Raw genomic sequence first — 12,825 nt, 5'->3', positions numbered from 1 at the left:
TATCGCGGGTCAAGCCCGCTCCCACTGTGGGAGCGAGCTTGACCCGCGATTAGCCTCACCGCTTGGCGATGATATACACCGCATGCACGATGCCCGGGATATAGCCCAGCAACGTCAGCAGGATGTTCAGCCAGAAGGCGCCGCCGAAGCCAACCTGCAGGAACACGCCAAGCGGCGGCAGGAGAATGGCGATGATGATGCGGATAAAGTCCATTGGGCAGCTCCCTTCTAAGATGTACTAGAACTGACTCTAGCGCGTCACCAGGGTTCCACTTGCACGCAGCAGACAAAAAAACGCCCCAAGCCAAAAACAACAGGCCCGGGGCGATGCGCAGGAACGCGAGACGGTTCGGAAAATTCGTTAAAGCACTGTATTGATCAGGCAGTGGCCTCGCGCCGCTGGTTCTGCTGCGCGGTGTGCACGCGGGCAAAAGCCCGGGCCAGGCGCAGGAGCATCTCGTCGATGTTGCCCTTGCTCACCGTCAGCGCTGGCGAAAAGCGCAGCACGTCAGCTTGTGGAGCATTGAGCAACAAGCCTTCGTGTAAGGCGGCCTGAACCAGCTCGGCGGCGATGTCTTCACTCAGTTGCAAGGCCCAGAGCAGCCCCTGGCCGCGCACCTCGACCTGGCCGTAGCGGCCGGCCAGACGACTGAGGCCGTCGCGCAGATGCCGCCCGGAATCCTGCACATGCTCGAAAAAGCCCGGTTCCAGCACGGTTTGCAGCACTGCCAGGCCCGCCGCACTCATCAGCGCATTGCCATGATGGCTGCCTTCCAGCTCGCCGGCCTCGGCGCAGCAGGCACTGCCACGCGCCAACAGGGCCGCCAGGGGCACGCCACCACCCAGGCCCTTGCCAAGGGTAAGAATGTCGGCGCGTACGCCATACAACTGTTCGGCGAGCATTGCCCCACAACGGCCTACGCCGGTCTGCACTTCATCGAGAATCAGCAGGATGCCCAGTTCGCGGCACAGGCGCTCGACGCCCTGCAGATACGCCTGGGTCGCCGGAATCACCCCGGCTTCGCCCTGGATCGGTTCGAGCATAATCGCCACGGTGCGCGAATCGACGGCCGCGTGCAGCGCTTCAAGGTCGTTGAACGGCACCTTGCTGAAACCGGGTAACCCCGGCTCGCAACGGTTGCACGGCGACGGGTCGGAGGCCGACAACGCGCCCAGGCTGCGGCCATGGCAACTCTGGCTGGCAGTGATGATGTGATAGGCGCCGTTACGATGCAGCTGGCCCCATTTGCGCGCCAGCTTGATCGCTCCTTCACAGGCTTCGGCGCCGCTGTTGAGCAGGTAGGCCTGATCGCTGCCGGTGCTTTCGCACAATTGATTGACCAGGTTCAACAGGCCACGGTTATGAAAACCGGCACCCGGATTGATCAGCGCCTGGGCTTGGCTGCCCAGAGCTTTGACCAGCACACTCGGGCTGTGGCCAAGGCTGTTGACCGCACAACCCTGGGTGAAATCCAGATACGCGTGACCTTCGCTGTCCCACAACCATGAGCCCTGGCCGCGGACGAATACCTGGGGCGCACGCTCTACCGCGGGCATCAGGTATTCACGCGACAGTGCGTCTGCAGGCTGAGTAACGGTGGGAACGCTCTTGCGCTCGGCCACGGCAGGAGCCGGGCGGCGCAGGTTGAACAGGTTCATGCACGCAGCCCCTCGAGCGGCAGGCCAAGCAAGCGCGCGGTCCAGTCTTCGACCTGACCGGTGCGCATGCGCTTGATCGCGATATCGCGCCAGCGTGACGAGAGGGCCGGACAATCCACCAGCTTTTTCAAACCTGCATGCTCCAGAGGTTCACGGTAAAAAGTGCGCAGCGCCCAGGCCACGGTCAGGCCCGGATAACTGCGTTGAATCAGTTCAAAAGGCTCGTCGGCGCTGACGAAACCAGGCTTGAGCACCCGGTAGAACCAGCCACAGCGGCCACTGTCCTGCGCCTGTTGCGGCAAGTTCGGCAGCCCCCAACGATGGCTCAGGCGGTAGCACGGCGAACGCGGCTGGCTGATCTGCAACAGTGCCCCGCCCCAGCGGAACATGTCGCCCAGGCACACCTGGTGTTCATCCAGGCCGTGGGTCGAGAGGTTCTCGCCGAAACCCGGGGCGCGCCAGTCGGTCTGTGGATAACGTTGCCGCCACCAGGCGTAGTGCTCGGCCGGGTAGTGATGCAAGGCCCGTTCGGGGCCGGTATGAAAGCGTGGGTCGCCGTGTTCGTCGTTACCCAGCCCCTGTGGCCATAACCACAACCGTCTTGCAACCTCCTGCTTATCGATATCAGTCAACAAGCCATGCCCGAGGTTTTTTGCCTTGCCTATGTAAACGCCATCCACATACACGGTATTCATCGCGCCTTCTGGCCCTGTAAACCTTGTGAATACGGGATAGACTAGGCTTCTTGCGGGCCAACGGCCATTTGGTTTTTCGAGCATTTTTGATAAGTATTACTTATGGATTTTCGCCAACTGCGTTATTTCGTCGCGGTGTATGAAGAAGGCCACGTCGGCCGGGCTGCCGAGCGCCTGTCACTGTCGCAACCGGCACTGTCACAGCAGATCCGCCAGCTTGAGCAGAACCTTGATGTCAGCCTGTTCGAGCGCGGCAACAAGCGCCTGCTGCCGACCCTGGCCGCACACACCCTGTACAACCACGCCCTGCCCTTGCTCGATGGCCTGCAGCGGGCCCGCGAGGCGTTGCGCAACTTCAAGGGCCAGTCGTTGCGTACCCTGGCCATTGGCGTCCTGCAAACCGTGCGCCCAAGCCTGGTACCGCAATTGCTCGACCGGGTGCGCAAGGCGCAGCCGCACCTGGTGGTGCAGATCTATGAGCTGTCGGGCCTGGAAATCGAACGACGCCTGCTCAATGGCAGCCTGGACATCGGCATCAGCTACCTGCCGCCGCGCCAGCCAGGCCTGCATGGGCTATTGCTGTACGAAGATGAACTGCAGCTGGTCATCCCCAACACCCACCCTTTGCGGGAATTCAAGAAAGTCTCGCTCAAGCAGGCTGCCGAACTGCCTATGCTGCTGCTCGGCGAAGAATTCCAGGTGCGCCAGATCTGGCAGTCGCAACTGGCCAACCTGGGCAGGCGGCCACAGGTGCAGGCGGAAATGAACAATATGGGCGGGATTCTCGACAGCCTGGCGCATACCTCGCTGGCCACCGTCTTGCCGGGGCGCGCCAAGGAAGTGGTCGAAGATGATCAACAACTGCTGTGGAAACCATTGAGCGAACCGCGGGTGCCGCTGAAGATCGGCCTGGTGTTTCGCGATGCGCAGCGCCAGCAAGCGTCGGTAGAGCTGCTGCGCAACCTGCTGGAAGAAGAAGCCGATCCGCGGCAGATCGGGGTATCGCCGCTGGATGTGCTGGGCTGAGGTCAAATCGCGGGCAAAAGAAAACCCCGCCGAAGCGGGGCTTTGCAGACTGTTTCCCTGACATCCTTTTCGCCCCGCCATCCTGGCAGGAATCCTTCGTGTCCGTGTTCTGTACTTTGCGCTTCCTGCGCTACGTCCATGTGAGAAGATTAACTGTGGATCCAATCTTCCGATAGAGGCGAAAAGTCACCACGTCATGTAAGAGAATGCTTACAAACTACTATCACGCTTAAAACTGCCCCGCCTCCAGCAGGTACAGCGACTCGCTACCGGCTTTGACCGAAGCGCTCAGCGAGTGAATACGCGGCAGCAAACGGGCGAAATAGAAGCGTGCAGTGCCCAGCTTGCTGGCATAGAAATCGTCCTCGCCTTGCTTGGCCAGGGCGGTACGGGCCATCAGCGCCCACATGTAGGCATAGGCGGTGTAGCCGAACGCCTGCAGGTACTCCACCGACGCCGCGCCGATTTCGTTCGGGTTGTTCTTGGCCCGGTCCAGCACCCAGGCGGTCAGGTCGTCGAGGGTATCCAGGGCGGCATTGAGCGGTTTGACGAATTCGCCCAGCTCGCTGCCGGCGCTGGCGGTGAAGTGGCGGATTTCGTCGGCGAACAGCTTGTACAGGGCGCCACCGCTACCGACTACCTTGCGCCCCATCAGGTCGAGGGCCTGGATGCCGTTGGTGCCTTCGTAGATCTGGGTGATGCGCACATCGCGCACCAGTTGCTCTTGTCCCCACTCACGGATGTAACCGTGGCCGCCGAACACCTGCTGGCCATGAACCGTCGATTCCAGGCCCAGGTCGGTGAGGAAAGCCTTGGCCACCGGCGTCAGCAAGGCCACCAGGTTTTCGCCGCGCTTGCGCGTCTCGGCGTCTTCGCTGAACTTGGCGGTATCGAGCTGCATCGCCACATAGGTGGAGAACGCACGGCCGCCTTCGTTGAGGGCCTTCATGGTCAGCAGCATGCGTCGCACATCCGGATGGACGATGATCGGGTCAGCGACCTTGTCCTTGGCTTGCGGGCCAGTCGGGGCACGGCTCTGCAGGCGATCGCGGGCATACTCGACAGCGTTCTGGTAGGAGCGCTCGGCCGAAGCCAGGCCTTGAATACCTACGCCGAGGCGCTCGTAGTTCATCATGGTGAACATCGCCGCCAGGCCCTTGTTCGGCTCGCCGACCAGGTAACCGACCGCTTCGTCGAAGTTCATCACGCAGGTGGCCGAGGCCTGGATGCCCATCTTGTGCTCGATCGAGCCGCAATTGGCCGGGTTGCGCCCGCCCAGGCTGCCATCGGCATTGACCAGGAACTTCGGCACCAGGAACAGGGAAATCCCCTTCGGCCCAGCCGGCGCGTCCGGCAGTTTGGCCAGTACCAGGTGGATGATGTTCTCGGTGAGGTCGTGTTCACCACCGGTGATGAAAATCTTGGTGCCGCTGACCTTGTAGCTGCCATCGGCCTGAGGCTCGGCCTTGGTGCGGATGATGCCCAGGTCAGTACCGGCGTGCGGCTCGGTCAGGCACATGGAGCCCGCCCAGATACCGGCGTACATGTTTGGCAGGTACTTTTCCTTGAGCTCTTCGCTGGCGTGGGCGTTGATCGACAGGCAGGCACCGGCAGTCAGCATCGGGTACAGGCCGAAGGCCAGGCTGGAAGAGTTGACCATCTCCTCGACCTGGGCCGAGATAACCTTGGGCATGCCCATGCCGCCGTAGGCCGGGTCGCCACCGACGCCAACCCAGCCGCCTTCAGCGTAGGTCTTGTAGGCCTCGATAAAACCGGCCGGGGTGCTCACCGCGCCGTTGTCCCAGCGGCAACCTTCTTCATCGCCACTGCGGCTCAGCGGCGCAATGCTCTTGCTGGTGACCTTGCCGGCTTCTTCGAGCACCGCCAGGGCGGTGTCTTCGTCCACCACTTCGGCCAGGCCGGGCAACTGTGCCCAAAGCGTGGAAACCTCGAAGACCTCATTGAGGACGAAGCGCATATCGCGCAGGGGCGCTTTATAGTCAGCCATGGCAACCTCTCACACTAGACTCGGGGACGGCCTGCAGGGCCGCATCACTGTTATGGAAGCAGTGTAACCGAACAACTTTTGTGACACATAGGGTCATCTAGCGACTATATAGTTTATTTCGGTCACGCCATGCGTACAGCACCACGCTTTGCCTGAACCCCATAGGCGACGACACAGTTACGCCCGGCGCCTTTGGCGCTGTACAAGGCCTGGTCAGCGGACTTGAGCACTTCATCGGGCGAGCGATGATCAGCCAGGCGTTCACTGACGCCGATACTGATGGTCACCGAGACACTGGAGGCTGCCGATGCACCGCGGCGCTGGCGCCCTTGCTGGTCGTCCTGGGGGCGGTTGTCCTGGTTGCGCAACTGGATGTTGTAGTTGGCAATCACCTCGCGTACCGCCTCAAGGTGCGGCATGCACTCCTCGATGCTCTTGCCGGCGAACACCACGGCAAATTCCTCACCGCCATAGCGATAAGCCCTACCGCCGCCGGTGACCTTGGACAGTTTGCTGGCCACCAGGCGCAACACCTGGTCACCGACATCGTGGCCATGGGTGTCGTTGAATTTCTTGAAGTGGTCGACGTCGGTCATCGCCAGCACGTAGCTGCGCCCCAGACGCTGCATGCGTTCGTTGAGCGCGCGGCGGCCGGGCAAGCCGGTCAGCTCATCGCGAAAGGCCATTTGATAAGCCTCGTGAGACACCGCCGCAGCAATCATCAGCATCACCTGGCTGCACATGATGTTCAGGGTGAACGGCAGGATGAAGGTCTTGGGCAGCATCCAGAAGATACCGATCAAGCCGATTAGCTGGGCCGCATGCAACGGCCGTGGCTGGCGCAAGTACTGCACTACCAGCAGGATGAAAGCGCAGAAAAACACCGGGTACGCCAACTGGATCAGGCTCATCCACTGGCCATGCAATGACGGCCAGCGGATCTCCGCCAGCCAGCTGAGCAAGGCCTGGGGGAAACTCTGCTCCAAGCCCAGGGCGACGCTGCCGACCGCCAGCAGCACGGCAAAGCGCGCGACCAAATCCTGGAACAGATGGGTGCGCTCCTGCCAGGCGCCGTACAGGGCAAACATCAGTGGCAGTAACAGGCAGACCAGGTGGAACACCACCGCCGCGTCTTCGCGGACACGGCCATTGTCACGGTAGAAATCGGTCTGGGTATCGAGCAGGAAGTAGGCGATGTACACCGTGAGCATCAGGAACAGTTCACGCTGACGGCGGTACACGGCGCAGTAGGCGCCGCCGAGCAACAGGACCAAGGTGGGCAGGACATTGAACAGCGATGTGAAGAAGACGCTGAGGTCTCTCACATAAGCGGCCGCGAGCCCTGACACCAGCAAACAGACTGATGGCAGGAAGTGGCTCAGGCGTACAGCGGATAAACGAAACAAGGGTAATCTCCGACCCGGCAGATCAATAATGGCATTGTGCCTTAGTGTATCGGCAGCGCACATGAATAGATGAATGCGCTCCCACAGGAAGCAAAAGGCAAAAAAAAACGCCTGCCGGTGAGGGCAGGCGTTTTTCCTTACAGCCTTTGAATCAGTACGAGAGACCGAAGTGCTCTTCGTTCATGTCCATCAGGTTGCTAGCTCCCGACAGCATGGTTGCGACATGAGTGCGGGTACGCGGCAGGATGCGCTGGAAGTAGAAGCGCGCGGTCTGCAGCTTGGCGGTGTAGAAGGCTTCTTCACTGGTGCCGGCAGCCAGTTTCTCGGCAGCCAGGCGCGCCATGTCGGCCCAGAAGTAAGCCAGGCAGGCATAACCGGAGTACATCAGGTAGTCCACCGAAGCGGCACCGACTTCTTCGCGGTCTTTCATCGCTGCCATACCGACCTTCATGGTCAGCTCGCCCCACTCTTTGTTCAGTTGGGCCAGCGGTGCGACGAACTCGCTGATCGCTTCGTTGCCTTCGTTACCCTGGCAGAACTTGTGCACGATCTTGGTGAAGCCCTTGAGCGCTTCGCCCTGGGTCATCAGCACTTTACGGCCGAGCAGGTCCAGCGCCTGGATGCCGGTGGTGCCTTCGTACAGCATCGAAATACGGCTGTCGCGAACGTTCTGCTCCATGCCCCACTCGGCGATGAAGCCGTGGCCGCCGTAGATCTGCACGCCGTGGTTGGCTGCTTCGAAGCCGACTTCGGTCATGAACGCCTTGGCAATCGGAGTCATGAAGGCCAGCAGTGCGTCGGCTTTCTTCTTCTCTTCTTCGTCCTGGCTGTACTTGACGATGTCCACCTGCTTGGCGGTGAAGTAGACCATGGCGCGGTTGCCTTCGGCGAACGCCTTCGTGGTCAGCAGCATACGACGCACGTCCGGGTGAACGATGATCGGGTCAGCCGCTTTGTCCGGCGCTTTCGGGCCAGTCAGCGAGCGCATTTGCAGGCGGTCGCGAGCGTATTTCAGGCCGCCCTGGAACGCCACTTCAGCATGGGCCAGGCCTTGCAGCGCGGTACCCAGGCGAGCGGTGTTCATGAAGGTGAACATGCAGTTCAGGCCTTTGTTGGCCGGGCCGATCAGGTAACCGGTAGCGGCGTCGAAGTTCATCACGCAGGTAGCGTTGCCGTGGATGCCCATCTTGTGTTCGATCGAGCCACAGGAAACGGCGTTGCGCTCACCGACAGTGCCTTCGGCGGTCGGCAGGAACTTCGGCACGATGAACAGCGAAATACCTTTGGTGCCAGCCGGTGCATCGGGCAGGCGGGCCAGAACGATGTGGACGATGTTGTCGGCCATGTCGTGCTCACCGGCCGAGATGAAGATCTTGGTGCCGGTCACTTTGTAGGAACCGTCAGCTTGAGGTTCGGCCTTGGTGCGCAGCATGCCCAGGTCAGTACCGCAGTGTGGCTCGGTCAGGCACATGGTGCCGGTCCACTCGCCGGAAACCAGCTTGGTCAGGTAGGTCTCCTGCTGCTCGGCGGTGCCATGCTCGGAGATGGTGTTCATCGCGCCGTGGGACAGGCCAGGGTACATACCCCAGGACCAGTTCGACTCGCCGACCATTTCGCTGACTGCCAGGCCCAGCGACTCAGGCAGGCCCTGACCGCCGTGCTCGACGTCATGGGCCAGGCTCGGCCAACCGCCTTCGACGAACTGCTTGTAGGCTTCCTTGAAACCGCTCGGGGTTTTCACGCCCGACTCGCTCCAGGTGCAGCCTTCCAGGTCACCGACACGGTTCAGCGGGGCCAGTACCTGTTCACAAAACTTGGCGCCTTCCTCGAGGATGGCGTCAACCATGTCCGGGGTAGCGTCCTGGCAAGCCGGCAGGCTCTGATAATGCGCTTCGTAGCCGAGCAGCTCGTCACGAACGAAGCGAATATCACGCAAGGGGGCTTTGTAATCAGGCATAGCGATGAACCTCTGCTGATGAATCCTGGATAGGGAGACCGCAATATACCGACCAGCTCTAGGCGGCTTTCGGTCAAACAGTTGTTTGAAACATACGTTTACGCCGAAAACTTGTCAAGCATCAAGCAGAGGGCAGTTCGGCCATGCCAGACTGCGCGATTGCCTTGGCAAAATGCCCCGCAAACGCGCAGCCGAGCGCCGGCCAACAAGGCCAAAGCGCTGATACATAAAGACTAGTTGAAGGCTCGCAGAGAGCGAGCCGAAGGGGGTCAGGCGTAAGTGTCGATCAGGGTACCGAGCATTTCGTCCGATGCTTTGGCCACTTTGACACCTAATTCGACCTGATGCTTGCCCAGCGCCATCTCGACGCTGCTGGTAGCCAGGTCCATCTGCTGGCTGCGATCGACCGCGCGCAGGCGCTCGGCCTGATAGTCGCTGGACTGGCTGGTGGCGGCACGCTCGACGGTGGTGTTGGCGATCTGGCTGGCGGCCTGATCGACGCGGTTCTGCCCGGCCTGAATGGCGCCGAGCCCTGCGTAATATGCTGAGTTGCCCGAGATTTCCATGTCGAAACTCCATGACGCTGAAAGCGAACAGCCTCTATTGAAGCAGACTTGCCGGCAAAAGACCCGTTGAAAACACTAATAGCACTTTGCCTTATGATAGACGAGTGTCAGTCCAGCAGGTCCAGTTGCAGGTGCGCGGCCACGGCTTGAGCGCTTACCTGCTTGAGTTTCGGCACCCGGCCAAGACAGGGTGCCGGTAAACGCTCGGCGAGGCTGGCCAGGTTTTCTTCCAGGCGCGAGGTGCGCGGGTCGACGATGTTGGCAACCCAGCCGGCCAGTTGCAGGCCGTCGCGGGCGATGGCTTCGGCAGTGAGCAAGGCGTGGTTGATGCAGCCCAGACGCACACCGACCACCAGGATCACCGGCAGCTTCAGGGCAATGGCCAGGTCCGACAGATTGGCTTGGTCGGACAGCGGTACGCGCCAGCCTCCGGCGCCTTCGATCAAGGTGAAATCAGCGCCTTGGTTCAGCACCTCACGCATGGGCGCCAACAAGGCGTGCACGCTCAGGGCGACACCGGCCTCCCGTGCAGCCAGGTGCGGGGCAATGGCCGGTTCGAAGGCGAACGGGTTGACCTGCTCGTAGGGCAGTTTGAGCGAACTTTCGGCGATCAGCGCCATGGCATCGGCATTGCGCAGGCCTTTGCTGCTGGCCTCGCAACCGGAAGCCACCGGCTTGGCACCCAGGGTGCTCAGGCCGGCCAGGTGCGCGGCATGCAGCAGCCCGGCGGCGATGGTGGTCTTGCCGACGTCGGTGTCGGTCCCTGCGATGAAATAGGCCGGGTTCATCTCAATCCCCTTCTACCGGCGGCTTTTGCAGTACACCGTAGACCACCTGATAGGTCGCCGGTAGTCCCTGAGGCTGACGGAAGCGCTCATAGGCCTGTAACAGCCCCTGCATCCGCGCCCGTCCGGTCAGGCCAGCCGGGCGGCCGGGGTTGAGATTATGAGCGCCGAGGGCCTTGAGTTCGTGGGTCAGGCTGCGCACATCCGGGTAGTGCAGCACATGGGGCCGAGCCTCCAGGTTCAACACCTGCAGCTCACTTTCGCCACACAGGCGCTGATAGTCTTCAAGGCGCCGGAAACGATTGACGTGTACCAGGCCATCGACCGCCTGCCAGCTTTCGCGCAACTCATGCAGGGTGCCGACGCAGAGGCTGGCAAAAGCCAGTACCCCGCCCGGTTGCAACACACGCCCGGCCTCGCTGAGTACGGCGCGAAAATCACCGCACCATTGCACCGCCAGGCTGGTGAAGATCAACTCGACACTGGCGCTGCGCAGCGGCAAGCGCTCGGCATCGCCAGCCACATGGTAAGACGCCCCGCCCTGCTCCCAGGCGTGCTGGAGCATGCCTTCGGCAATGTCCACGGCAACACCGGCGGCCTGGGGAAAACGGCTGCTCAGGGCACGGCTGAAGTAGCCGGTACCACTGCCCAGGTCCAGCCAGCGTTGCGGCTCGAATACACCGGGCAACTGCTCAAGCAGCGCACTGCCCACCGCCCGTTGCAGTTCGGCAACGCTATCGTAGCTGGCGGCAGCACGGGAGAACGACGCTGCAACCTGACGTTTATCGGGTAAGGCGCCGGGCAGGCCCGGCAGAGAAAGATCAGTCATCGCCACTCTCATGTACAAAGGCCTTGATTGCTGCCGCCAACTCATGAGGTGTTTCCATCACAAAACCATGAGCACTGTCTTCCAGCAGCCCGACTTCCACGTCGGGCAGTATTTCCAGCAACTCGCCGGCAACTTCGGCCGGCACCAAGCCGTCACGGCCGGCAAACAGGTGCAACTGCGGGCCACCGTAGCGCTGCAGCGCGGCGCGGGTATCGAGCTGGCCGAGCACTTCGAGCCCGGCCACCAGTTGCTCCGGAGCGGGAGCCGGCAGGCTGGCGCTGAGCAAACGGGCCAGGCTGCGCGGCTCTTCAGCGCCCTGGCTGCACAGCGAAACAAAGCGTTTCAGGGTGACCTGGGTGTGATAGCGGCAACCTTCAAGGAAGGTCTGGAAGGTATCCACCGCCATGCCGTGCGGCCAGTCCGGGCGGCTGACGAAACTGAGGTTGCTGCCCAGGGTAATCAACCCATGGCAGTCATCACCGCGCCGGGCGGCCAGTTCTGCGGCGAGCATGCCGCCCAGCGACCAGCCCCCCAGCCAGGCATGGCGCGGCAGTTGCCGATCGAGCTTGTCGAGCCAGTCTTCGGGGTTACTGGACACCAGGCCGGGCAAGGCCTGGATCTCGACCTGCAAACCGGGGTCGATGGCTCGCAGGGTCGCCACCAGCGGTTGCAAGGCGGAAATGCCCAGGCCCCAGCCCGGCAACAGGATCAGATGGTTACGCATCAGCAGGCTCCAGCAGCGGATAACAGTCAGCCAATGCATTCAACAATAGCTGCACCTGCGCCGGGCTGTGCGCCGCACTCAGGGTCACGCGCAGGCGCGCGCTGCCGGTGGGTACCGTTGGCGGACGGATCGCGGTCACCAGCAGGCCGCGCTCGCGCAGCATCTGCGACAGGCGCAAAGCGCGGGTGCTGTCGCCAATCAGGATCGGCTGGATCGGCGTGAAACTGTCCATCAGTTGCAGGCCGATCTGCTCGGCGCCGCTGCGAAATTGCTCAATCAACGCCGCCAGGTGCTCACGGCGCCAGTGTTCGCTGCGCAGCAGCTCCAGGCTGCGCAGGGTGGCGCAGGCCAGGGCCGGTGGCTGGCTGGTGGTATAGATGTAGGGCCGGGCGAACTGGATCAGACACTCGATCAGCTCTTCGCTGCCGGCGACAAAAGCACCCGCAGTACCACAAGCCTTGCCTAGCGTACCGATCAGCACCGGCACTTGTTCAAGGTTCAGGCCGAAATGCTCGACAATGCCGCCACCATTGCGCCCCAGAGTGCCGAAGCCATGGGCGTCGTCGACCATCAGCCAGGCGTCGCGGGCATTGGCTACCGCAGCCAGGGCGGGTAGATCGGCCAGGTCACCGTCCATGCTGAACACCCCGTCAGTCACCACCAGGGAGTTGCCGACGGCCTTGTCCAGGCGATTGGCCAGGCTTTGGGCATCGTTGTGCAGGTAGCGATTGAAACGCGCACCGCTGAGCAGCCCGGCATCGAGCAGCGAGGCGTGATTGAGGCGGTCTTGCAGCACCGTATCGCCCTGCCCGACCAGCGCGGTCAAGGCACCGAGGTTGGCCATGTAACCGGTGCTAAACAACAGCGCTCGCGGCCGCCCGGTAAGCTCGGCCAGGGCCTCTTCCACCGCGTGATGTGGGCTGCTGTGGCCGATCACCAGGTGCGAGGCACCGCCGCCAACACCCCAGCGTTCAGCTCCGGCGCGCCAGGCGGCGATCACTTCAGGGTGGTTGGCCAGGCCCAGGTAATCGTTGCTGCAGAACGCCAGCAACGGCTGGCCATCGACCACCACTTCCGGGCCCTGCGGGCTTTGCAGCAGCGGGCGCTGGCGGTACAGGTCAGCAGCGCGGCGCTGCTCGAGCCGCGCGCGAAGATCAAAAGCCATGCGCG

General features: G+C 62.2%; 12 protein-coding genes. 1 reads left to right on the top strand and 11 read right to left on the bottom strand.

Going from position 1 to position 12,825, the window contains the following annotated elements:
* Window positions 1-55 precede the first annotated feature (55 nt).
* From F8N82_RS27120 to F8N82_RS27110, 3 genes are all read right to left on the bottom strand, one after another.
* Window positions 56-214: a YqaE/Pmp3 family membrane protein gene (locus tag F8N82_RS27120; protein WP_003177654.1), complete on the bottom strand. Its 159-nt coding sequence runs from the start codon at window positions 212-214 to the stop codon at window positions 56-58.
* Between the two features lie 164 nt (window positions 215-378).
* Window positions 379-1,659 (bottom strand): aspartate aminotransferase family protein, encoded by a 1,281-nt coding sequence (locus F8N82_RS27115; RefSeq protein ID WP_038998406.1) that lies wholly within the window; start codon window positions 1,657-1,659, stop codon window positions 379-381.
* On the bottom strand, window positions 1,656-2,354 hold the full coding sequence (locus tag F8N82_RS27110) for an MOSC domain-containing protein (protein WP_038998404.1): 699 nt from the start codon (window positions 2,352-2,354) through the stop codon (window positions 1,656-1,658). Before F8N82_RS27110 ends, F8N82_RS27115 begins: the two co-directional genes overlap by 4 nt.
* Before the next feature lie 102 nt (window positions 2,355-2,456).
* Here F8N82_RS27110 and F8N82_RS27105 point away from each other — a divergent pair, with 102 nt between their 5' ends.
* Window positions 2,457-3,380, top strand: coding sequence for a LysR family transcriptional regulator (locus tag F8N82_RS27105; protein ID WP_038998401.1), 924 nt, complete (start codon window positions 2,457-2,459; stop codon window positions 3,378-3,380).
* Between the two features lie 229 nt (window positions 3,381-3,609).
* Here the strand turns inward: F8N82_RS27105 and F8N82_RS27100 are convergent, their stop codons facing one another.
* The 8 genes from F8N82_RS27100 to bioF form a co-directional block, all read right to left on the bottom strand.
* The gene (locus F8N82_RS27100) at window positions 3,610-5,388 is read right to left on the bottom strand and encodes an acyl-CoA dehydrogenase C-terminal domain-containing protein (RefSeq protein WP_038998398.1); all 1,779 of its coding nucleotides are present in this window, start codon (window positions 5,386-5,388) and stop codon (window positions 3,610-3,612) included.
* A 122-nt stretch (window positions 5,389-5,510) separates the two neighbouring features.
* Window positions 5,511-6,794 (bottom strand): GGDEF domain-containing protein, encoded by a 1,284-nt coding sequence (locus F8N82_RS27095; RefSeq protein WP_038998396.1) that lies wholly within the window; start codon window positions 6,792-6,794, stop codon window positions 5,511-5,513.
* Window positions 6,795-6,945: 151 nt separating this feature from the next.
* Window positions 6,946-8,751 carry a phenylacyl-CoA dehydrogenase gene (locus F8N82_RS27090; RefSeq protein WP_038998394.1) on the bottom strand — a complete coding sequence of 602 codons (1,806 nt, stop codon included), beginning with the start codon at window positions 8,749-8,751 and terminating at the stop codon, window positions 6,946-6,948.
* Between the two features lie 269 nt (window positions 8,752-9,020).
* On the bottom strand, window positions 9,021-9,317 hold the full coding sequence (locus tag F8N82_RS27085) for a hypothetical protein (protein WP_038998393.1): 297 nt from the start codon (window positions 9,315-9,317) through the stop codon (window positions 9,021-9,023).
* Between the two features lie 107 nt (window positions 9,318-9,424).
* Window positions 9,425-10,105 carry a dethiobiotin synthase gene (bioD, locus tag F8N82_RS27080; RefSeq protein ID WP_038998392.1) on the bottom strand — a complete coding sequence of 227 codons (681 nt, stop codon included), beginning with the start codon at window positions 10,103-10,105 and terminating at the stop codon, window positions 9,425-9,427.
* A gap of 1 nt (window position 10,106) precedes the next feature.
* Window positions 10,107-10,931 (bottom strand): malonyl-ACP O-methyltransferase BioC, encoded by an 825-nt coding sequence (gene bioC / locus F8N82_RS27075; protein WP_038998390.1) that lies wholly within the window; start codon window positions 10,929-10,931, stop codon window positions 10,107-10,109.
* On the bottom strand, window positions 10,924-11,655 hold the full coding sequence (locus tag F8N82_RS27070; RefSeq protein ID WP_038998387.1) for an alpha/beta fold hydrolase: 732 nt from the start codon (window positions 11,653-11,655) through the stop codon (window positions 10,924-10,926). The genes bioC and F8N82_RS27070 overlap by 8 nt, the downstream gene beginning before the upstream one ends.
* Window positions 11,648-12,820, bottom strand: coding sequence for an 8-amino-7-oxononanoate synthase (bioF, locus tag F8N82_RS27065; protein WP_038998384.1), 1,173 nt, complete (start codon window positions 12,818-12,820; stop codon window positions 11,648-11,650). Before bioF ends, F8N82_RS27070 begins: the two co-directional genes overlap by 8 nt.
* Window positions 12,821-12,825: the final 5 nt, after the last annotated feature.

Origin of the sequence: Pseudomonas fluorescens (assembly GCF_902497775.2) — a bacterium.
Classification (GTDB): Bacteria; Pseudomonadota; Gammaproteobacteria; order Pseudomonadales; family Pseudomonadaceae; genus Aquipseudomonas; species Aquipseudomonas putida_F.
This window is presented reverse-complemented; position numbering and strand designations above follow the sequence as displayed.

Bases quoted from the DNA above. Each gene is read 5' to 3' on its own strand.
- F8N82_RS27120 (WP_003177654.1), bottom strand. From the start codon at position 214: ATGGACTTTATCCGCATCATCATCGCCATTCTCCTGCCGCCGCTTGGC.
- F8N82_RS27115 (WP_038998406.1), bottom strand. From the start codon at position 1,659: ATGAACCTGTTCAACCTGCGCCGCCCGGCTCCTGCCGTGGCCGAGCGC.
- F8N82_RS27110 (WP_038998404.1), bottom strand. From the start codon at position 2,354: ATGAATACCGTGTATGTGGATGGCGTTTACATAGGCAAGGCAAAAAAC.
- F8N82_RS27105 (WP_038998401.1), top strand. From the start codon at position 2,457: ATGGATTTTCGCCAACTGCGTTATTTCGTCGCGGTGTATGAAGAAGGC.
- F8N82_RS27100 (WP_038998398.1), bottom strand. From the start codon at position 5,388: ATGGCTGACTATAAAGCGCCCCTGCGCGATATGCGCTTCGTCCTCAAT.
- F8N82_RS27090 (WP_038998394.1), bottom strand. From the start codon at position 8,751: ATGCCTGATTACAAAGCCCCCTTGCGTGATATTCGCTTCGTTCGTGAC.
- F8N82_RS27085 (WP_038998393.1), bottom strand. From the start codon at position 9,317: ATGGAAATCTCGGGCAACTCAGCATATTACGCAGGGCTCGGCGCCATT.
- bioD (WP_038998392.1), bottom strand. From the start codon at position 10,105: ATGAACCCGGCCTATTTCATCGCAGGGACCGACACCGACGTCGGCAAG.
- bioC (WP_038998390.1), bottom strand. From the start codon at position 10,931: ATGACTGATCTTTCTCTGCCGGGCCTGCCCGGCGCCTTACCCGATAAA.
- F8N82_RS27070 (WP_038998387.1), bottom strand. From the start codon at position 11,655: ATGCGTAACCATCTGATCCTGTTGCCGGGCTGGGGCCTGGGCATTTCC.
- bioF (WP_038998384.1), bottom strand. From the start codon at position 12,820: ATGGCTTTTGATCTTCGCGCGCGGCTCGAGCAGCGCCGCGCTGCTGAC.